Source organism: Allokutzneria oryzae (genome assembly GCF_042429765.1).
Lineage (GTDB): Bacteria > Actinomycetota > Actinomycetes > Mycobacteriales > Pseudonocardiaceae > Allokutzneria > Allokutzneria oryzae.
The window spans coordinates 1-20,198 of sequence record NZ_JBHLZU010000026.1 but is presented as its reverse complement, the minus strand read 5'-3'; the positions used below and the strand labels follow the sequence as shown (position 1 = coordinate 20,198).

Genomic DNA, 20,198 nt, shown 5'->3' with positions numbered 1-20,198 from the left:
GCCCTCGACATCGTTGCCAGAAGCCGATGCTGACAACCTTGTCGGTTCTTTGCCGACAAGCAGGCATCGCCGTAAATACCCTTCGGATCGTGCGTGGTTCGCGTCAAGAGCCGTCCGGGCGGTCTGCCTCGACAAGGCCATGAGACTGGGCCGAATGTCGTAACGTCGCAGGCTGGCCACGTTGCGGCCGGGTCAGGCGTCCGCACCGATCAAGATGACCGCCGGCCCCTACTCCGGTCGTGACAACTTCGGCCAGGAGTGTTGACAAGGCGCTGAGGCGGCCTGTTCGATTCGCCCCGATGACAACGTTGTCTGGATCCGGCTCCCGTCGCGTACGACGCGCCACCATGAGCGACGTCGCGCGGCTCGCCGGGGTGAGCATCAAGACGGTCTCGCGGGTGGTCAACGACGAGCCCGGGGTGCACCCGGCCACCGCCGAACGCGTGCTCGCCGCCATCGAGCGGCTCGGTTTCCGGCGCAACCTGTCCGCGCGGAACCTGCGCAGGGGCTCATCGACCGGCACGCTCGGGGTGATCCTGGAGGACGTCGGGAACCCCTTCTACTCGGTGCTCACCCGCGCCGTGGAAGAGGTCGCGCGCAGCCAGGGGCGCCAGGTGCTGACCGGCTCCTCCGACGAGGACCCCGGCAGGGAACGCGAGCTGGCGCTGGAGTTCTGCGCCCGCCGGGTGGACGGCCTGATCGTGGTCCCCGCCGGCATGCAGCACGGCTACCTCGTCCCGGAGATGCAGGCCGGGATGCCGGTGGTGTTCGTGGACCGCCCCGCGGGCGACGTCGTCGCGGACACCGTGCTCGTCGACAACATCGGTGGCACCGCCGAAGCGGTCAAACACCTTGCCGCACAAGGACATCGACGGATCGCGTTCTTCGGTGACGCGCCGGACATCTTCACCGCGAGCGAGCGGCTGCGCGGCTTCCGCGAGGGCTGCGCGCGCTCCGGGGTGCGCTACGGCGAGGACTTGGTCTTCATGGGCCCGCACACCGAGGCGGGGATCGCCGGGCTGCTCGACCGGGCGCTGTCCGGTACGGAACCCGCGACCGCCGTGGTCAGCGGCAACAACCGGATCACCGTGCACATGCTGCGCGTGCTCTACCACCGGCCGACGCGTCCCGCGCTGGTCGGCTTCGACGACTTCGAGCTGGCGGACCTGCTGAACCCACCGATCACGGTGGTCCAGCACGACGCGTCGATGCTCGGGCGGGCAGCGGCCGAGCTGCTGTTCGCGCGCCTCGAAGGTGACAGTTCGCCACCGCGCCGGGTTGTTCTCCCAGCCCGTTTGGTGGCAAGAGGATCAGGGGAGGTAAGTCCGTGACGACGGCTTTGCCCGCGGTGACGCTCGCGGCCAACCAGCCGGACCGGTTCTACCGGGGCGGCGCCGCGATCGCCGACCTGCGTGGTGCCGCGGACGCGGCGGTGTGGGGCCCCGAGGACTGGGTCGCCTCGATCACCACGTTGTTCGGCCAGCCGCGCGCAGGGCTCAGCACGCTGCCCGACGGGAGGTTGCTGCGGGACGCGGTGAGCGCCGACCCGACCGGCTGGGTCGGGGCCGAGCACGCCACGGCCTTCGGCGACGACACCGCCCTGCTGGTGAAGCTGCTCGACGCGGGCCAGCGCCTGCCGGTGCACGTGCACCCGTCCAACTCCTTCGCCAGGAGCCACCTCGGCTGCCGTCACGGCAAGACCGAGGCGTGGGTGATCGTCGGCACCAGCGGCCCGAACCCCACGGTCTACGCGGGTTTCCGCGACGACGTCGACGAGGCCACGGTCGCGACCTGGGTGTCCACTCAGGACTCCGAGGCGATGCTGGCCGCGCTGAACCCGATCCCGGTCAAGCCGGGGGACACCGTGTTCGTGCCCGCCGGTCTGCCGCACGCGATCGGCGAGGGCGTGTTCATCGTCGAGCTCCAGCAGCCGACGGACTTCTCGGTCCTGTTGGAGTGGACGGGTTTCGCCGAGCCCGGCGACCCGAGCGCGCACCTGGCCATCGGCTGGGAGACGGCGCTGCGCTGCGTTGACCGCGACGGCTGGGCCGGCTCCCGGCTGGACGGTCTGGTCATGCGCACCGCGGACCAGCGCTCCCCGGTCGTACCGCTGTTCACCGAGCAGGCAGCGCCGTTCTTCCAGGCCGACCGCATCCACGCGGACTCCGCGGTGGACCTGGACCCGAGCTTCGCGGTGCTGGTCGCGTTGGAGGGCAACGGAACCCTGCGCACCGAGCACGGCGGCACGGTCGCTGTTCGGCGCGGGGACACGCTCGTGGTGCCGCACTCGGCTGGATCGTCGCAAGTGGACGGTGGCCTTGTGCTCGTCCGGTGCCGTCCGCCAGCGCCGGAGACCTGGGAGGCGAGCTGACCATGGCTCTGCTGGAAGCACGCAACATCACCAAGAGCTATGGCTCGGTCGAGGCGCTGCGCGGCGCGTCGTTCTCCATCGACGCCGGTGAGGTCGTCGCGCTGATCGGCGACAACGGTGCCGGGAAGTCCACTTTGGTCAAGTGCCTCGTCGGAGCCGAGCAGCCGACCTCCGGCGAGATCCTGCTGGAGGGCAAGCCGGTCAGCTTCGACTCGCCGACCACCGCGCGCAGGATGGGAATCGAGACGGTCTTCCAGGACCTCGCGGTCGCCCCGGACCTCGACCCGGCGGCGAACCTGTTCCTGGGCAGGGAGATCAAGCGCAAGGGTCTGCTCGGCGCGCTCGGCATGCTGGACAAGGCCGAGATGCGCAAGCAGGCGGCCGAGCGGTTCACCACCTTCGGCGTGACGCTGCAGAGCCTGGACGTGCCGATCGGCTCGCTGTCCGGTGGCCAGCGGCAGAGCGTCGCGGTGGCCCGCGCGGTGGCGTGGGCGAGCAAGGTCGTCTTCATGGACGAGCCGACCGCGGCCCTGGGCGTGGTCCAGCGCGAGCGCGTCCTGGAAGTCATCAAACGCGTACGGGACAACGGGATCGCGGTCGTGCTGATCACCCACAACATGCCCGAGGTCCAGGCCGTCGCCGACCGCGTGGAAGTCCTCCGCCTGGGCAAACGCGTCGCCCGCCTCACCGGCGCCGACACCACCCTGGAGAACCTGGTGGGCGCCATGACCGGCGCCCTCACCCAGGAGGACGCCGCATGACCGCCATTCGCGGGCTCATGGACGCCTCACACCCCGGAAACCGGTCCATTCGCGGGCTTATGGCGCAGGGAGGGACGGCATGAGTAAAGCGTCCACTTTGGATTACGAGTCCACGGTGAACGTGGGGCGGGAGAGCTTCGGCAAGAGGCTGGTCTCGGCGAACACGTTGTGGACCGGGCTGGTCCTCCTCGTGCTCTACGTGGTGTTCAGCATCATGCGGCCGGACGCGTTCCTCACGCTGTTCACCTTCCAGACGCTGCTGATCGAGGCGGCGGTGCTGCTGGTGCTGACCGTCGGCATGACCTTCGTGATCATCACATCCGGCATCGACCTGTCGGTCGGCTCGGTGCTGGTCTTCGCCGGGGTCGTCGGCGCGCAGGTGATGGAGGGCATGAGCCCTGGCGGCGACGCCACCGGCGCGGGCGCGGGCGTGATCCTCGTCGGACTGCTGGCGACGGTGGCCTCCGGCGCGGTGTGGGGCCTGCTCAACGGTGTGCTCATCGCCAAGGCCAACATCCCGCCGCTGATCGTCACCCTCGGCTCCTTCGGCGCGGCGCTCGGCGCGGCCCAGCTGCTCACCGGCGGCTCGGACGTGCGCACGGTGCCCGCGCAGCTGCGGGACTGGCTGGGCTTCGGCCAGACCGGCGGCGTGCCGCACATGGTGATCCTGGCGGCAGTGGTGGCGCTGCACGGCGCGTGGTTGTTGCGCACCACCAGGTTCGGCCGCAACAACTACGCGATCGGCTCCAACGCGGAGGCGGCGCGGCGCGTGGGCATCAACGTGACCGGCCACCTGGCCGCGACCTACGCCTACGTCGGCGCGCTGGCCGGGCTCGCGGGCTTCATGTCGCTGGCCTACTTCGGCACGACGACGATCTCCGGTCACTCCACCGACAACCTCAACGCGATCGCCGCGGTGGTCATCGGCGGCACCAGCCTCTTCGGCGGCGTCGGCACCGTGCTCGGCTCGGTGATCGGCGTGTTCATCCCGGCGGTGCTGACCAAGGGCTTCGTGGTGATCGGGGTGCAGCCGTACTGGCAGCCGATCGCGGTGAGCATCGTGCTGGTGGCGGCGGTCTGGCTGGACCAGGTCAGGCGAAAAGCGCGAAACAGCAGGTAGGACAAGCACAACGAAGTGCACAGAAGGTGGGACTTTCAATGCCGCTGAACAAGAACGTGGTCCGGATCGGCGCCGCCGTCGCCGCAACCCTGGTGCTGGCCGCCTGCGGCGGCGGCAAGATCGGTGAGAGCGGGGGCGGTGGGCAGGCCGCTCCGAACAACAAGAAGCTCACGCTGATCACGGGTGTGAAGGCGGAGCCCTTCTACATCTCGATGCGCTGCGGCGCCGAGGCGGAGGCGAAGAAGTCCGGCTACGAGCTCAACACGCAGGAGCCGGACAAGTTCGAGGCCAGCCTCCAGTCGCCGATCGTCACCGGCGTGCTGGCCACCAAGCCCGCGGGCGTGCTGATCGCGCCGACCGACACCAAGGCCCTCGCCGCGCCGATGAAGCAGCTCACCGGCGCGGGCATCAAGGTCGTCGAGGTGGACACCGCGCTGGAGGACAAGTCGGTCGCGCAGTCCTCGATCTCCTCCAACAACGAGCAGGGCGGCCAGCTCGCCGCGCAGACGCTGGCCAAGCTGGTCGGCTCCGGCACGGGCTCGGTGCTGGTGCTCAACACCAAGGCGGGCACCTCCACCACCGACGCCCGCGCCAAGGGCTTCGAGGCGGAGATCAAGAAGTACCCGAACCTGAAGTACCTCGGCCAGCAGTACACCGACAACGAGCCGTCGGTGGCGGCGCAGCGCGTCTCGGCGACGCTGTCGGCGAACCCGGACCTGGTGGGCGTGTTCGCCACCAACCTCAACACCGGTGAGGGCGCGGCGACCTCGCTGCGCAACGCGAACAAGCAGGGTGCGGTCAAGCTGGTCGGCTTCGACGCCAGCCCGAAGCAGGTCGACGACCTCCGCAACGGCGGCGTCCAGGCCCTGATCGCCCAGGACCCGGCCACGATCGGCGCGAAGGGTGTCCAGCAGGCGATCGCGGCGATCGAGGGCAAGACGGTCACCCGCGACATCGCCACCGACCTCGTCGCCCTCACCAAGGACGACATGCAGTCGAAGTCCCAGTACTTCTACAAGCAGTCCTGCTGACACCTTTCCCCGCCATTCGCGGGCTTATGGACCTCTCGGCAGCTCCGAACACGTCCATAAGCCCGCGAATGGCCGTTCGGGGTGCGGGGTGGACACGGGAAGCAACGCCTCAACTCGCTAACGAGTGACGACCTTTCCTCCGAAAAGGCGATCACGAGCACCGAACGGCTTACTACGCTCGCCACCGTGTACGGACTGCTGGCGGCGGCTGATGACGCAACGGGTGACTTAGTAGCCATCCTGGGGACGGCGACGGCCGCCGTGGCCGTGGCGATCATCGGCTACGCGGTGTGGCGGGTGCGCCGCTCCTCGCTGGACGACGGCGAGCGCTCGCTGCTGGACGGGATGCGGATGACCGCGCAGGCCCAGGACCTCAAGCAGAAGGCGCACCGCAAACAGCGCGAGCTGGCCGAGGACCCGAACACCGACCAGGGCTGGCTCGGGCTGCTCGCGGACAAGGCCGAGGTGACCGCCAAGCAGGTCGACGAGCACCTCCAGCGCCAGCACGCGGCGCTGACCAGGGCCCGCACCAGCTTCTGGGCCTCGACGGCGGCGGGCGCGATCGGCCTGGTGCTGGTGTTCCTCGGCCTGTTCCTGGCCATCGGCGACGCCCCCAACGCCGGGCTGGTCACGGCGTTGGCCGGTGCGGTCCCCTCGCTCTTCGCCGGGCTGCTCTACGTGATCTCCGCGATCGCCGCCCGTGAGGCGGCCGACCAGTTCGAGAACCTGTGCGTCAACGTGCGCCGGACCGAACTGATCCGGGAGACCCTGCGGCTGAGCACCCAGCTCGGCGACCCGTGGATGCGCGAGCGGGTGCACGCGGTGGTGGCGTTGCAGACCGTCTTCCCCGACGCCTCACCCGCCGAGGTGATCCGGCTGCTCGGCGAACACCACGACGAGCCGCCCGTCACTCCCCCGCCGCCGAGGCCGCCATCGTCCGCCGAGGAGCCGGAGACCTCGCTGGAGCTCTCGGACCGCGAACCCGCCGGTTAGCGCAGCGTCACGGTCAACGTGGGGTTGTTCTCGAAGCGCTTCCAGTGGTGGTTGTCGAGCTCATCGGCGGCCCGCAGGCCGACGGTGACCATCGGCAGTCCCTGCCCCGCCGCTTCCTTGACCAGCCCGGTGACGTCGAAGCGGACCGGCCCCGCAGGACACGTGGAGTTGTAGCCCTTCGCCACCGACAGCGTCGCCAGCTTGGCCTGCCACTCCGGCTGCGTGTCCCAGTTCGTGGTCTTGCCGACCGGCCCGGTCCGCCACAGCTCGACCGGCTTCGGCACGCACGACCACGCCCAGTTCTCCATGCCCTCCACGGACGCCGAGACGATCTCCCGGCCCTTGAGGCCGGTGGTGTCGAAGACGAAGAACGACCGCAGCCGGTGCTCGCCCGCGTCGTAGGTGCCGACCTTCGCCGGGCCCGCGGAGTTCCAGTACGGCACCGTCGGGAAACCGGCGTCGACCATCGTCCAGTTCGGCTTCGGCCCGGTGAAGGGCAGCTCCAGCGCGACGGGCCCGCTCAGCCCATCTGGCACGCGCACCTCGACCGCGTCGGCGGTCGCGGCGTAGGCGGCCTTGACGCGCACCGCCTCCTGCTGCGCTCCGCCGCGCGGCACCCTCACCCACGGCGTCCCGGCCGCGAACGGCGCTTGCCCCGCGCCGTCAACGAACTCCAGAACACCGTCACGATCCCGGACCTTGACCCCGGTGGTGGTCAGGCCGAAGCGCAGGGACCTCGCTTCGGCGGCCTCGACCGTGAGCTGCACGCCGTCGGCCTGGACGCGTGCCACCACGTCCACTCCCGGCGATGCCTGCCGGTACCGGGCCGTGTTGCCGTCGAGCTCCGGGGTGGGGAGCCGGCCCGGCCAGCGCAGCTCGGCGCTCCGACCGGCGTCGGCGAGCCGCAGCAACGGCTGGTCGCCACCGGCGGAGAGCCGCAGGTCGAGCGCGACCGCGCCGGGGACCACACCGATGTCGGGCACGGAGCGCAACGCGGTGTCGACCGGAACCCAGCCCGCCGGAGTGCGCACGCGTTCCGGGTGGACTGATCGGGTCGTGGTGAGGGTGCCGCCCGGCTCGGCGACTGTGCGGGAGTGCGAGCCCGTGGCGTCGGCCAGCTCGACCGGTTGCCCGGTCCGCCGCGCCGCCGACAGCGCCGTCCGCTCCTCGGCGCTGGTGTCGGCGACCGCGGGCGACGTCAGCGCGCACGCCAGCCCCACGGTCGCGATCGCCAGGAAACCCTTGCCCCGCGACACAGTCATTCGGTGATTCCATCCGAGTCGGAAATGGGTCCCTACAAAACTTAACGACGGAGCGGCGTCAAGGGTTAGTACCCGATATGGCGGAACCGGCATTGGGCAAACACCCGCACTCACCAGTGCGAATCAATTTCGGCAATCCGGCGGCGAATCTCGCGCGCGTCCCGCGGCGGCAGAACGGCCACCACGGCGTCGAGCACCGGTCTGAGCTCGTACGGGTTCGGGCAACACGGCAGCTCGCACCCCGTCGGACGCCAGATGCGGTGTCCCGGGGTGGCGACGAAGTCCTGCCAGCACTGGAGCGCCTCGGCGGTGGCGCCCGGCCAGAACCGGTCGTTCTCCATGCGGGCTACGGCAATACGACCCCGCACCGACAAACCTGGGACTACGGGAACGGACTCGTGGCGCGGTCGTTCATATCGAAGCCGCGCGGGCGACTTACGCGCCATGGGCCTTTCGAGAGGACGTCATCACCCGATCATCACACACGATCGAGCGATGCCAGTAGTTCATCGGCCGCGACGAAGGGATCGATCTCCGCGGCGACGACCCGCTTCGCCAGCTGCTCCAACGCGGTCCCGCCGCGCACGTCACCGAAGCGCGAGCGCAGCACCTCCAGCGCGATCGCCTCGATCTCGCTCTCCGCCCGCTTGCGGCGGCGCTGCTCCAGCACACCGCGATCGGCCATCCACCCGTGGTGAGCGTCGATCGCCTCGGCGACCAGGTCGATCCCCTCGGCACGCGCCGCGACCGTCTTCACGACCGGCGGCCGCCACATCGCTCCCTGGATCTCCTTGCGCCCCAAGGAGATCATGTGCTTGAGCTCGCGCACAGTCCGGTCTGCGCCGTCACGGTCGGCCTTGTTCACCACAAACACGTCGCCGACCTCCAGGATGCCCGCCTTGGCGGCCTGGATGCCGTCGCCCATGCCCGGGGCGAGCAGCACGACGGTGGTGTCGGCCAGCGAGACCACGTCGATCTCGGACTGCCCGACGCCGACCGTCTCGATCAGCACCACGTCGCAGCCCGCCGCGTCGAGCACGCGCAGCGCCTGCGGCGTCGCCCACGACAGACCGCCGAGGTGACCACGGGTGGCCATGGACCGGATGAAGACCTCGGGGTCCAGCGCGTGGTCCTGCATCCGGACGCGGTCGCCGAGCAACGCCCCGCCGGAGAACGGGGAGGACGGGTCGACGGCGAGCACGCCGACCCGCTTCCCGCGCTTGCGCAGCTCTCCGACCAGCGCGGAGGTGGTCGTCGACTTGCCGACGCCCGGGGAGCCGGTGAGCCCGATGACCTGGGCGCGGCCGGTGTGCGGGGCGAGCGCGGCGGCGACCTCGCGCAGGTGCGGACTGGCGTCCTCGACGAGCGAGATCAGCCGCGCGACCGCCCGCGCCTGGCCCTCGCGAGCGCGAGAGACCAGGTCGCCGACGTCGACGGGGCGGGGCACCGGCTACGGGCCTACGCCTTGGGCACGCGGACGATGAGCGCGTCACCCTGGCCGCCGCCACCGCACAGCGCGGCGGCGCCGACGCCACCGCCGCGGCGCTTGAGCTCCAGGGCCAGGTGCAGCAGGATCCGCGCGCCGGACATGCCGATCGGGTGGCCGAGCGCGATGGCGCCGCCGTTGACGTTGACCTTGTCCTCGGCGACGCCGAGCTCGCGGGCGGAGACGACGCCGACGGCGGCGAACGCCTCGTTGATCTCGATGAGGTCGAGGTCGGCGGGCGCGATGCCCTCCTTCGCGCAAGCGGCCTTGATCGCGTTCGACGGCTGCTCGTGCAGGCTCGCGTCCGGCCCGGCGACGACGCCGTGCGCGCCGATCTCGGCGATCCAGCTCAGGCCCAGCTCCTCGGCCTTCGCCTTGCTCATCACCACGACAGCGGCGGCGCCGTCGGAGATCTGCGACGCCGAGCCCGCCGTGATGGTGCCGTCCGCGGCGAAGGCGGGGCGCAGCTTGGCCAGGGTCTCCACGGTGGTGTCCCCGCGCACGCCCTCGTCGGAGCTGACAACGACCGGGTCGCCCTTGCGCTGCGGAACCGACACCGGGGCGATCTCCTCGGCGAAGATCCCCTTCTCGGCAGCGGCGGCGGCGCGCTGGTGCGAGCGCGCGGCGAACTCGTCCTGCTCGGCGCGGGTCAGGTTGTAGCGGGCGTTGTGCTTCTCGGTGGAAGCGCCCATGGCGACCTGGTCGAAGGCGCAGAACAGGCCGTCGAGCGACATGTGGTCGGCCATGGTCACGTCGCCGAACTTGTAGCCCGACCGCGACTTCGGCAGCAGGTGCGGGGCCTGGGTCATCGACTCCTGGCCGCCCGCGACGACGACGTCGAACTCACCGGCGCGGATCAGCTGGTCCGCGAGCGCGATGGCGTCGATGCCGGACAGGCACACCTTGTTGACGGTCAGCGCGGGCACGTTCATCGGGATGCCACCGGCGACGGCGGCCTGGCGGGCCGGGATCTGCCCGGCGCCCGCGGTGAGCACCTGGCCCATGATCACGTACTGCACCTGCTCGGGCGCGACACCCGCGCGCTCCAGCGCCGCCTTGATCGCGATGCCGCCGAGCTGCGCGCCGGAGAAGTCCTTCAGCGATCCCAGAAGCCGGCCCATCGGGGTGCGGGCGCCCGCCACGATCACGGAACTAGTCACTTCGAACCTCCAGCAGCGGCGACACCTGTGGCGCCATCGGGACAGTGCGGGGACTTGTGGTCCGAGCGGACCATACCGCCAGTACCCGATACAGAAGTTTGTGAGCCGATGCACAGGTGCCACCACTCGATGGGCCCTACTCTCCACCCATGCACTCGGAGCTGCAGTCGTTCGTCACGGCCATCGACCACGTCGGCGTCGCCGTGCCCGACCTGGACACCGCCATCGCCTTCTACCGGGACACCTTCGGCCTGGAGCTGGCGCACGAGGAGACCAACGCCGAGCAGGGCGTGCGCGAGGCGATGATGCGCGCGCCGGGCGACACGGGTGTCGGCACCGCCGTGCAGCTGCTGGCCCCGCTGAACGCGGAGTCGACCATCGCGAAGTTCCTCGACAAGCGAGGGCCGGGCCTGCAGCAGCTGGCCTACCGCGTCACGGACATCGACGCCGCCTGCGCCGCGCTGAAGGCGAAGGGCGTGCGCCTGGTCTACGACGCCCCCAAGCGCGGCACCTCCGACAGCCGGGTCAACTTCGTGCACCCGAAGGACGGCGGCGGCGTCCTCATCGAGCTCGTCCAGCCCGCCCCCGGCCACTGACACTCGCCCCACAGCACCATCCGGTTGTCAGCCACTCGGCGGCATCTGCATCGAGAACCTCACTGACGCGCCACGCCGGTCAGCCGCATCCCTGCCCACATCCGCGCGCCCCCTATTTCGCGTTTTGTAGCCTTGATGCGAAATGGGAGCGCTCTTTTGCGCAATAAGGTGACAAAACGCGAAAACCCCGACCACGCCCGCTAGCGACGGGGCACCAGGACGATCACGTGGGCGGCGTTGCGTTCCACGGCCGCACGGGAGTACAGCAGGGGGAAGGACTCGCCCTTGCTCCACAACCGCGCCAGGTCGCGGTAGTGCGGACTCGCCGGGTCGCCGGACTGGCCCGGCGTGTTCACCGCCCGGGACTCGTCCCAGTCGCCCACGTCGAGCACCATCCGGAACGACGCCCCTGAGTTCTGCGTGAAGCTCGCGGAGTACGACGCCGAGTCCACCGTGTCCGCCGAGCCACCACGCGGGAACGGGCCGACGTTCAGCCGCGCCTGCTCCGACGGCGTGGAGATGCCCGACAGCGGGTGGGTGAACTGCGTGCGGTGCAACGCTCCCCACTGCCACTTCTCCGGCGCGGGGCCGAGGCGGCGGGACACGTCCGCCCACGCCGCCGCCAACGTCGTCTCCACGATTTTGTCGCGCCTGGCGACCGCGTCTTCGCCGAGCCACCGCCGCGGGTTCTCGATCACGTCGACGACCACCTGCGGGTCGGGAGCCTGGCCGAGCTGGGCGAGGGCCGGGGCGATCGCCGCGACCAGTGCGCCGCCGAGGTGCTTGTCGCGCCACACCTCGAACAGCGCGCCCGGCCCGGAGGACGCGCCGAGCACGTGGTCCCACCCGCGCAGGGTCCGCAACGCCTGCGCCGCAACGGGATCGGCCGGGGTCAGGTCGGCGAGTGCGCCGATGGCGCGACGGGCCTCCAACGACAGCTGGTCGTTCTGGAGCTTCACGGAGTCCGCGACGGTCAACCGCGTGGACGCGCCGAGCACTTCGTGGATGCGCTGCGAACGGAACGGGGGCGCCCACTCGTAGCCGACGCCGTGGGGGAAGTTCGCGGGCAGGTTCATCTCGTTGGCCGTCGCCACGAAGCCCTGGGCCGGGTTCACCGCGCGCGGCAGCTGTTCGCCGTCGAGGAAGCCGCCCCACTCGTAGCGGCCGTCGCCGGGGACCGGGAGGAGGCCGTCGAAGCCGGCGCGCTTGGGCGCGAGCCCTCCAGGCAACCAGGCGATGTCGCCCTTGGTGTCCGCGTAGATCTGGTTCTCCGGCGGGCCGCCCCAGGTGCGCATGACGTCGCGGAACTGCTGGACGTTCTTGGCGCCCAAGTACTTCAGGCTGCCCAGGTACGGCGAGGTGCCTGGCTCGAACCACACGCTGCGCAGCGAGTACGACTGGTGCCGCTCCTCGTCGGTGTGCAGGACCGCGCCGTGGCGGGTGAACTTCAGCTCTACCTCGCGCGCGGCCTCGCCCTTGACGACGATCCGTTCCTTCACCGTGCGGACCTGTTCCCAGGAGCCGTTGAAGCGGTACCGGTTGTGGTCAGCCGGATCGAGCTGCTCGACGTAGAGGTCCTCCTGGTCGATCGAGAAGATCGTCAACCCGAACGCCGCCGTGCCGTTGTGGCCGATGGAGATGCCCGGCAGGACCGGCTCACCCGCGCCGATCACGTCGATGCCCGGCGCGGACAGGTGCGCGATGTAGCGGCCGGAGGGCGCGGGGATCGCGCGGTGCGGGTCGTTGGCCAGGATCGGCCTGCCGGTAGCGGTCCGGCTCGGGCCGACGACCCAGTTGTTGCTGCCCTCGCGCCGCCGCGCGTCCACGGTCACCTGGTCGCCGGAGAACGTCACCGCCTGGGTGCCCTTGAGGTAGACGTCGATCAGCTGCCCCGCGTTCTCCGCGACGGCGCACGGGTCGAGACCGTCGGGGACCACGGGCGTCCGCGCCGGCTCCAGCGCGGCGCGCACGCGGTCGGAGTTGACGTCACCGGTGAAGCAGGTGCTCATCGACCGCAGCACCTCGCTGAAGAGGTTGACCACCAGGCCGTGGCTGCGGATCCGGACGACGTCCTCCGGCTCCCACCTCGACGGCTGGTAGCCGAGCTTGCGGAACTCCTCGGGCAGCGCGCCCGGGTTCTGGCCGAGCCAGTCCACGTACGCGTTGATGCCGTTGACGAACTGGGTGACGACGCGCTTGGCCCGCGGTCCGTACGAGGCCCACTCGCGGTCCATGTCGCCCCGGTAGAGCAGCAGCCGCGCCGCGCGATCCTGTTCCGCCCACCTCGGGCCCAGCGACTCGGCGAGGCGGCCGAGGCCGCGCTTGCGCCACAGGTCGATCTGGAACAGGCGGTCGCGCGCCGCGTTGAAGCCCTGCGCGAGGTAGAGGTCATCGGTGTTCAGCGCATAGATGTGCGGGACGCCCCACTTGTCGACGACCATCCGCACCGGGAGGTCGAGTCCCGCGACGGGGAAGGTGACCGGGGCGGCGGCGGACGCGGCCGGGGAGAGCAGCCCCGCCGTGATCATCGCCGCCAGCAGCAACCGCAGAGCTCGTTTCACGACATCGCCCCCAGCGAATCGGACAAAACACCTGGGGACTTGGTACCCGCGCGGCCACGGCGGACGAAGGGCAGAACAGGGATTCGAGGACGGCGGGCTACATCCCCCGCAGGGCCTTGGCGATGAAGGCGACCTCGCGCTCCATCCGGTTACCGCGCTCCGACCAGTCGGGAGTGTGCCGCGCGACCGAGTGCCGGTAGCTCACCGCGAGCCCGAGCAGCTCCGCCGCGCTGTCCACATCGGCCGAACCCGGCGCGTCCGGCCGGGCGGCGACCAGAACGGCGCGGATCTCCTGGACCATCCGGTCGAAGCGGCCGCGCATCGCCTCGCGCACCGCCTCGTGGGTGTCGGACTCGCGCCACAGCAGGTGGCTCAGCAACGGGGTGGAGTCCAGCCGGGCGTCGAGCACCGCGACCAGGCGGCGCAGGCTCTGCTCGACATCGCCGGGCACCACGACCGCCGTCACGTCGACCGGGTCCTCCGGCAGCCGCCGCACCAACGCCGCCAGCAGGTCGGGCTTGCGGCGGAAGTAGTAGTGCACCAGCCCCTTGGGAACTCCGGCCAGCTCGGCGATCCGGGAAGTGGGGGTGGCGTCGAAGCCGAGCTCGGCGAACAGCTCCTCCGCCGCGTCGAGAATCCGTTCCCTTGCCGACATCCACCGTCCTCACGACGAGAAAGGGCGCGGGCGGCCGACTCCGCCCGCGCCACCGTAGCGGTCGGATCAGTGCGATCCGGCCAGTCCCTGATGTGCGGAGCTCGCCGCGGGCAGTGCGGCGGCACCGACGGCGATCGCCAGGACGCCCACGACCCACGACGTCCAGGCCGCGCCCGTCATGTCCGCGTACCCCATGGCCCACGGGGCGATGAACACCAGCGCCCCGAGCACCATGTGCGTCCACTCGCTTGCCACCGAACCGGGCATCGCGAGCGACCAGAGGCCGGCAAGACCCAGCAGTGCGCCGAAGACGACCATCGTCCACATCGCCCGGCTCGTCGTCTCGGACCACGTGGGGGTCAGCATCAGCAGCACACCGAGTACGACGGCTGCCCAGTCCTGCCAGCGTGTCCACGCTTTGGCCATCACGCCACCTCCGTCCGCGTAGGACCTGCGGCGCCCGCACGCCCTGCACGGTGGGCGCCCATCTCGATGATCCGCCTTGGTTGGCCGCCCGGTCAAGATGTCGCCCTGTCGCGGTCGGCGCATGAGCGCCCCGCATTCGGGGGATTCCGGAGTGCGGTGCCTCACAGCCGCCGCGCTGGATCGATTACTCGCCAGTAACCTCCGGCCCACCTGCGGGTATGAACGCCGTTGATGTGTCGCCCACCACATGGAGGTCTCCCGTGCAGAAGATCCTCGACGCGATCCTCGCCGACGAGCTCGACGCGCTGGCGTCCCTTCCGGTGCCGGACAGCTACCGGGGCGTCACGGTGCGCGCGAGCGAGCAGGACATGTTCGCCGGGCTGCCGAGCAAGGAGAAGGACCCCCGCCGCTCGCTGCACGTCGACGAGGTGCGGACGCCGGAGCTCGGTCCGGGCGAGGCCCTGGTCGCGGTGATGGCGAGCGCGATCAACTACAACACCGTCTGGACATCGATCTTCGAGCCGATGTCCACCTTCGGCTTCCTGGAGCGCTACGGGCGCACCTCCGAGCTCGCCGCGCGGCACGACCGGCCGTACCACGTGGTCGGCTCCGACCTGGCCGGCGTCGTGCTGCGCACCGGCCCCGGGGTCAACGCCTGGAAGCCCGGGGACGAGGTCGTCGCGCACTGCCTCAACGTCGAGCTGGAGCACCCCGACGGGCACAGCGACACCATGCTCGACCCGGAGCAGCGGATCTGGGGCTTCGAGACCAACTTCGGCGGCCTCGCCGAGCTGGCGCTGGTCAAGAGCAACCAGCTGATGCCGAAGCCGAAGCACCTCAGCTGGGAGGAGGCGGCCAGCCCCGGTCTGGTCAACTCCACCGCCTACCGGCAGCTCGTCTCGCGCAACGGCGCGGACATGAAGCAGGGCGACGTCGTGCTGATCTGGGGAGCCTCCGGGGGCTTGGGCTCCTACGCGACGCAGTTCGCGCTCAACGGCGGCGCGACGCCGGTGTGCGTGGTCTCCAGCCCGGAGAAGGCGGAGATCTGCCGGAAGATGGGCGCGGAGCTGGTGATCGACCGCGCCGCCGAGGGCTACAAGTTCTGGAAGAACGACGAGGAGCAGGACCCGCGCGAGTGGAAGCGCTTCGGCGCCAAGATCCGCGAGCTGACCGGTGGCGACGACCCCGACATCGTCTTCGAGCACCCGGGCAGGGAGACCTTCGGCGCCAGCGTCTACGTCGCCAAGCGCGGTGGCACGATCGTGACCTGCGCATCCACCTCCGGCTTCAACCACAGCTACGACAACCGCTACCTGTGGATGCACCTGAAGAAGATCGTCGGCTCGCACTTCGCGAACTACCGCGAGGCGTGGGAGGCCAACCGGTTGGTCGCCAAGGGCGCGGTGCACCCGACGGTGTCCAAGGTCTACTCGATGGAGCAGACCGGCCAGGCCGCTTACGACGTGCACCGCAACGTCCACCAGGGCAAGGTCGGCGTGCTGTGCCTGGCGCCTGAGGAGGGCCTCGGCGTCCGGGACGCGGAGTTCCGCGCGGCCCACATCGACGCCATCAACCGTTTCCGGGGCGTGTGAACGCTTTCCCCTCGACTGGTCACAGTGGACAGTCGTCGGGAACCTCCTGGTTTTTCCGCGCACGCACCGGTGGGGGTCTGAAGTTTTCTCCCGACTACGGGTAGCGTGATGTCATGGGCCTTGCCGATGACCGCGAGCTCGTGCCGCTGGGGTCAGGCTTCGACATCGTGAAGCGCGGAGGGTACAACCGCGCCCAGGTGGAGGAGCACCTCGAACGGCTCGACTCGGACCTTCGCATCCTCGCAGCGGATCGCGACGCAGCCGTCTCCCAGGCGGCGGATCTGGCGCGCCAGCTGGAGAAGGCGCGTTCGGAGATCGAGGACCTCAAGGGTCAGGTCGACCGGCTCTCCAAGCCGCCGACAACCCTTGAGGGCCTCAGTGAGCGGTTGCAGCGGATGCTGCGCCTGGCTCAGGACGAGGCGGGTGAGACGAGGGCGCGCGCCCAGGCCGAGGGTCGGGAGATCAAGGCCAAGGCGGAGAAGGACGCCGCCGGTCTGCGCCTGCGCTACGAGCAGCTGATCACCGAGCTGGACAACCGGCGCGCGGAGATGGAGGCCGAGCACCAGAACGTGCTCGACACCGCGCGCGCCGAGGCCAAGCGGATCACCGACGAGGCCGAGCAGGCGCGCCAGGAGGCCGACGCGGTCTCCCTGGCCAAGCGCAAGCAGGTCGAGGAGGACTTCGAGATCGCGATGGCCTCGCGCCGCGCCGAGGCCATGCACGCGCTCGCCGAGACGGAGGCGGCCAGCAAGGCCGCGGCCGACCGCAGGGTCCGCGAGGCCACCGAGGAGGCGAACAAGCGGGTCCTGGACGCCACAGAGGACGCCACCCGGCGCGTCGGCGAGGCGACGGTCGAGGCGAAGCGCCTGGTCCGCGAGGCCACCGACGAGAGCAGCCGCAGGCTCTTCGAGGCGACCGAGGAGGCCAAGCGCCGCCGCACCGAGGCGGTCGACGACGCCGCCAAGCGGATCAGGGAGGCCACCGAGGAGTCGGCGCGGCGCGTCCGCGAGGCGACCGCGGAGGCGCAGCGCCTGGTGCGCGAGGCGACCGAGGAGTCGACCCGCCGCGTGGAGTACGCGACCTCACGGGTGCAGGAGCTGCGCACGCTGCGCATCCAGGTCGCCGACCAGCTCAAGTCGATGGAGGCCAGGCTCGCCACGCTGCGCACGGAGCTCAAGACGCGGCTGGAGAAGGCCCGCGGCGAGCTGAAGACGCAGCTGGAGGCCGCCCGCACGGAGCTGGTCTCGCGCCTGGAGACGATGCGCACGGACCTGGACACCGAGCTCGGCGATGCGACCGGCAAGAGCGACACGGAGCTGGGTTCGGTGCTCAGCGGGGTCGGCGGCGAGCTGGACGCGGTGCACACGGCCTTCGCCGACGCCAAGCCGATCCTGGACCAGGCCGAGGACGAGCAGGACGTGCTGAACAAGCCCGCCCTGCCGCCGCACCCGGCCCCCGGGCAGCCCGGCTCGCAGCAGGCCAAGCCCCAACAGGCCAAGCCCCAGCAAGCCCCGTCCCAGCAGGCCCCGGCACAGCAGGCACAGCCCCAGCAGAACCCGGCCAAGCCGAACCAGGCCCAGCAGACCCAGGCGCGGCCGAACCAGCCCCAGCAGCAGGGGCAGACGCAGGCGGTCAAGCAGCAGGGACCGCAGCAGGCTCAGCAGCAGGGCCAGCAGAACAAGCCCGCGCAGGGCGTGCCGCCGTCGAAGGCGAAGCCGACCGGCTCGGCGCCACCGCTGGACCCGCCGACACAGCAGTTCAAGCGGCCGATGCCCGCGATGGAGGCGCCGACCAACCGGATGCAGGGCCAGCAGCAGGGGCAGCAGCGCCCGCCCCAGCAGCAGACGCAGGTCATGCCGAACCAGCAGCAGAACAAGCAGCAGCCGCCGAAGTCCTCGGGCAAGCCGCCGCAACGGCAGCGCTGAGCGAAGCGGAACGACCGGTGCCGGGCGCCTCACGCGCCCGGCACCGTCATGTGCGGACTAGTCGCTGTCCTGCACGTGGCTACACCACCTCACCACCCCCGGCGCCCTCACCCACGTGCCCCCCATTTCGCGTTTTGTCACCTTGATGCGAAATGAGAGCGCTCTTTTGCGCAATTAGGTGACAAAACGCGAAAACCCCGACCACGCCAGCTGGCCCACGCGCGCACGGGGGTGCGGGGGCGGCGGCGACTTGGGGCATCGGGACGCGGATTAGGTCAGCCAGTCCAGGACGATCTTGGCGAACTCGCGGGGCCGCTCGATCGGTGTCAGGTGACCGGAGGCGGGCAGCACCGCGAGCGAGGCGTCGGGCAGTGCGTCCACCATGTCCCGCGCGGCGCTCGGCGGCGTGAGCGAGTCCTGCTCCCCCACTACGACCAACGTGGGCACGGCCAATCCGCGCAACAGCTCCGTGGAGTCCGGCCGAGCGGCCATAGCCCGTTGCGCCCAAGCGATCCCCTCCGCCGACTGCGCGTCGATCAAGGCTCGCGCGGCCCGCACGGCGTCCGGCCGGTCGGCGTGGGTGCTCGCGCCGATCAGGCCGTCGAGCACGGCGTCGGCCACCCAACCGGTGCCCTCGGCCTCGACGCGCTCGGCCATGGCGAAGCGCCCGGCGCGCTGCTGTGCGGTGTCGGCGACCGCCTTGGTGTCGACCAGGATCAGCTTCTCGACGAGCCCGGGGGCCTGGCGCAGCAGCGACATCGCCACGTAGCCGCCCATGGAGATGCCTCCGAGGACCACCCGCTCCAGCCCCATCGAGTCCAGCAGCGCGAGCACGTCGGCGGCCACGACGTCGAGGCTGGGCACGGGCGCGGTGCCGAGCGGACGCGCACCCAGGCCGCGCTGGTCCGGGGTGATCACCGTGAAGTGTGCTTCCAGCGGCGCGCGCACCGCGTCCCACATGCGCGAGTCCAGCGGAAACGCGTGCAGCAGCACCAGCGCGGGTCGATATTCGGTGTCGTTGACACTCATGGCTACCTATCCTGCCTCGGGTGAATGAGACACCACTGTTCGTGTTGACCGGAATCTCGGCGAGCGGCAAGTCGACCATCGGCAGGCTGCTCGCGGACTCCTTCCCCCGCAGCGCGTTCGTCGAGGGTGATCTCGTCCGAGAGATGGTGCGTTCCGGGCGGGTGGACATGAGCCCTGAGCCCTCGGAGGACGCGCTCGACCAGCTGCGGCTGCGGTACCGGCAGGCCGCGACGCTGGCGATGTCGTTCCAGGACGCCGGGTTCGCCACGGTCGCGGAGGACGTGATCATCGGCCATGTGCTGAAGGACTACCTGGACGCGTTGCGGGGGCGGCAGGTGCACCTGGTGGTGCTGGCGCCGACTCCGGAGGTGGTCCACCAGCGCGAGGCCGCCAGGAACAAGTCCGGCTACGACATCTGGGCGGTGACGGCGCTCAACAAGATCCTGCACGAGCAGACGCCTCGACTGGGACTGTGGTTGGACACCTCGAACCAGACTCCGGCGGAGACGGTCGAGGAGATCCTCCGCCGCCGCGAAGAGAGCCTGCTCGCGTGATCACGACAGCGAGACTCCTGCTCCGGCGGCCCGCCGCCGAGGACCTGCCCGCGATGCTGGAGATCCACTCCGATCCGGAGACGAACCGGTTCAACCCGCTCGGTCCGGCGGACGAGGAGCGCGCCACCCGTGATCTCAAGGCGTGGATGGCGCACTGGGTGGAGCACGGTTTCGGCTACTGCGCGATCGTGGAGCGGGAGTCGGGGCTGGTGGTGGGCTTCGGCGGTCTGCGGACGCACGTCTTCGACGGGACGGCCGCGCTGAACCTGTACTACCGCTTCCGTCCCTCGGCGTGGGGGAAGGGCTACGCCCCGGAGATGGCGCGTGCCGCGGTGGACTGGGCGCGGGAGAGCCGTCCCGACGAGCCTGTGTTGATCATGACCAAGCACGACAACGTTCCGGCGATCCGGGTCGCGGAGAAGATCGGCTTCGTGCTGCTCGGGGAGACGGAGCTGGAAGGCGCTCCCGCTGTGGTCTTTCGGGACGTGGTCTAAGAGAGCGTTTAATCCTGAAATGCCTTGAAAAGTGGGGTTTGACGACGTCGGCAGGGCCCAGTCGACGGTGGCATCGGGATGGGAACGCCACTTATAGCTTGACACGCGTCCGATCCATACTGATCTGCGCTTGTTCGCCCTGTCTCATCCCAGGATGTCCGCATTATCTGATCCGCAGCCGG

Annotated in this window: 19 protein-coding genes; 11 read left to right on the top strand and 8 right to left on the bottom strand. The window is 70.3% G+C overall.

Annotated elements, in window-relative coordinates; genetic code table 11:
• Window positions 1-347: 347 nt before the first annotated feature.
• The 6 genes from ACFFQA_RS28575 to ACFFQA_RS28550 all read left to right on the top strand — a co-directional run bounded on the left by ACFFQA_RS28575 (window position 348) and on the right by ACFFQA_RS28550 (window position 6,276).
• On the top strand, window positions 348-1,331 hold the full coding sequence (locus ACFFQA_RS28575) for a LacI family DNA-binding transcriptional regulator (protein ID WP_377858913.1): 984 nt from the start codon (window positions 348-350) through the stop codon (window positions 1,329-1,331).
• Window positions 1,328-2,371: a class I mannose-6-phosphate isomerase gene (locus ACFFQA_RS28570; RefSeq protein ID WP_377858910.1), complete on the top strand. Its 1,044-nt coding sequence runs from the start codon at window positions 1,328-1,330 to the stop codon at window positions 2,369-2,371. Before ACFFQA_RS28575 ends, ACFFQA_RS28570 begins: the two co-directional genes overlap by 4 nt.
• A 2-nt stretch (window positions 2,372-2,373) precedes the next feature.
• On the top strand, window positions 2,374-3,132 hold the full coding sequence (locus tag ACFFQA_RS28565; protein WP_377858908.1) for an ATP-binding cassette domain-containing protein: 759 nt from the start codon (window positions 2,374-2,376) through the stop codon (window positions 3,130-3,132).
• A gap of 79 nt (window positions 3,133-3,211) precedes the next feature.
• Complete coding sequence (locus ACFFQA_RS28560; protein WP_377858905.1) at window positions 3,212-4,252, top strand: ABC transporter permease; 1,041 nt, start codon at window positions 3,212-3,214, stop codon at window positions 4,250-4,252.
• A 38-nt stretch (window positions 4,253-4,290) separates the two neighbouring features.
• Complete coding sequence (locus ACFFQA_RS28555) at window positions 4,291-5,283, top strand: ABC transporter substrate-binding protein (protein ID WP_377858902.1); 993 nt, start codon at window positions 4,291-4,293, stop codon at window positions 5,281-5,283.
• A gap of 186 nt (window positions 5,284-5,469) precedes the next feature.
• Window positions 5,470-6,276, top strand: a complete 807-nt coding sequence (locus ACFFQA_RS28550) for a TRADD-N-associated membrane domain-containing protein (RefSeq protein WP_377858900.1) — start codon at window positions 5,470-5,472, stop codon at window positions 6,274-6,276.
• On the opposite strand, the gene ACFFQA_RS28545 is transcribed toward ACFFQA_RS28550, so the two are convergent.
• From ACFFQA_RS28545 to ACFFQA_RS28530, 4 genes are all read right to left on the bottom strand, one after another.
• Window positions 6,273-7,538: a DNRLRE domain-containing protein gene (locus tag ACFFQA_RS28545; RefSeq protein ID WP_377858897.1), complete on the bottom strand. Its 1,266-nt coding sequence runs from the start codon at window positions 7,536-7,538 to the stop codon at window positions 6,273-6,275. The genes ACFFQA_RS28550 and ACFFQA_RS28545 overlap by 4 nt on opposite strands.
• 110 nt (window positions 7,539-7,648) lie before the next feature.
• Window positions 7,649-7,879, bottom strand: coding sequence for a hypothetical protein (locus ACFFQA_RS28540; RefSeq protein WP_377858894.1), 231 nt, complete (start codon window positions 7,877-7,879; stop codon window positions 7,649-7,651).
• 137 nt (window positions 7,880-8,016) lie between these two features.
• Window positions 8,017-8,985, bottom strand: coding sequence for a methylmalonyl Co-A mutase-associated GTPase MeaB (gene meaB, locus ACFFQA_RS28535; RefSeq protein ID WP_377858891.1), 969 nt, complete (start codon window positions 8,983-8,985; stop codon window positions 8,017-8,019).
• Window positions 8,986-8,996: 11 nt separating this feature from the next.
• Window positions 8,997-10,184: an acetyl-CoA C-acetyltransferase gene (locus ACFFQA_RS28530; RefSeq protein ID WP_377858888.1), complete on the bottom strand. Its 1,188-nt coding sequence runs from the start codon at window positions 10,182-10,184 to the stop codon at window positions 8,997-8,999.
• Window positions 10,185-10,333: 149 nt separating this feature from the next.
• Here ACFFQA_RS28530 and mce point away from each other — a divergent pair, with 149 nt between their 5' ends.
• The gene (gene mce / locus ACFFQA_RS28525; RefSeq protein WP_377858887.1) at window positions 10,334-10,780 is read left to right on the top strand and encodes a methylmalonyl-CoA epimerase; all 447 of its coding nucleotides are present in this window, start codon (window positions 10,334-10,336) and stop codon (window positions 10,778-10,780) included.
• Window positions 10,781-10,980: 200 nt separating this feature from the next.
• On the opposite strand, the gene ACFFQA_RS28520 is transcribed toward mce, so the two are convergent.
• From ACFFQA_RS28520 to ACFFQA_RS28510, 3 genes are all read right to left on the bottom strand, one after another.
• Window positions 10,981-13,341, bottom strand: a complete 2,361-nt coding sequence (locus tag ACFFQA_RS28520) for a penicillin acylase family protein (RefSeq protein WP_377858885.1) — start codon at window positions 13,339-13,341, stop codon at window positions 10,981-10,983.
• A 97-nt stretch (window positions 13,342-13,438) separates the two neighbouring features.
• A complete protein-coding gene (locus tag ACFFQA_RS28515) occupies window positions 13,439-13,996 on the bottom strand; it encodes a TetR/AcrR family transcriptional regulator (RefSeq protein WP_377858883.1) in 558 nt (185 codons plus the stop codon).
• A gap of 66 nt (window positions 13,997-14,062) precedes the next feature.
• Window positions 14,063-14,422 (bottom strand): SPW repeat domain-containing protein, encoded by a 360-nt coding sequence (locus tag ACFFQA_RS28510; protein ID WP_377858880.1) that lies wholly within the window; start codon window positions 14,420-14,422, stop codon window positions 14,063-14,065.
• 260 nt (window positions 14,423-14,682) lie between these two features.
• Between ACFFQA_RS28510 and ccrA the strand changes: the two genes are divergently transcribed.
• A complete protein-coding gene (ccrA, locus tag ACFFQA_RS28505; protein ID WP_377858877.1) occupies window positions 14,683-16,014 on the top strand; it encodes a crotonyl-CoA carboxylase/reductase in 1,332 nt (443 codons plus the stop codon).
• Window positions 16,015-16,127: 113 nt separating this feature from the next.
• A complete protein-coding gene (locus ACFFQA_RS28500; protein WP_377858874.1) occupies window positions 16,128-17,939 on the top strand; it encodes a coiled-coil domain-containing protein in 1,812 nt (603 codons plus the stop codon).
• A gap of 270 nt (window positions 17,940-18,209) precedes the next feature.
• On the opposite strand, the gene ACFFQA_RS28495 is transcribed toward ACFFQA_RS28500, so the two are convergent.
• Complete coding sequence (locus ACFFQA_RS28495) at window positions 18,210-18,968, bottom strand: alpha/beta fold hydrolase (RefSeq protein ID WP_377858872.1); 759 nt, start codon at window positions 18,966-18,968, stop codon at window positions 18,210-18,212.
• A 20-nt stretch (window positions 18,969-18,988) separates the two neighbouring features.
• On the opposite strand from ACFFQA_RS28495, the gene ACFFQA_RS28490 reads away from it, so the two are divergent.
• Together ACFFQA_RS28490 and ACFFQA_RS28485 are read left to right on the top strand one after the other, a co-directional pair.
• Window positions 18,989-19,522: an AAA family ATPase gene (locus ACFFQA_RS28490; protein WP_377858869.1), complete on the top strand. Its 534-nt coding sequence runs from the start codon at window positions 18,989-18,991 to the stop codon at window positions 19,520-19,522.
• The gene (locus tag ACFFQA_RS28485; RefSeq protein WP_377858866.1) at window positions 19,519-20,016 is read left to right on the top strand and encodes a GNAT family N-acetyltransferase; all 498 of its coding nucleotides are present in this window, start codon (window positions 19,519-19,521) and stop codon (window positions 20,014-20,016) included. Before ACFFQA_RS28490 ends, ACFFQA_RS28485 begins: the two co-directional genes overlap by 4 nt.
• The last annotated feature ends 182 nt before the right edge of the window (window positions 20,017-20,198 follow it).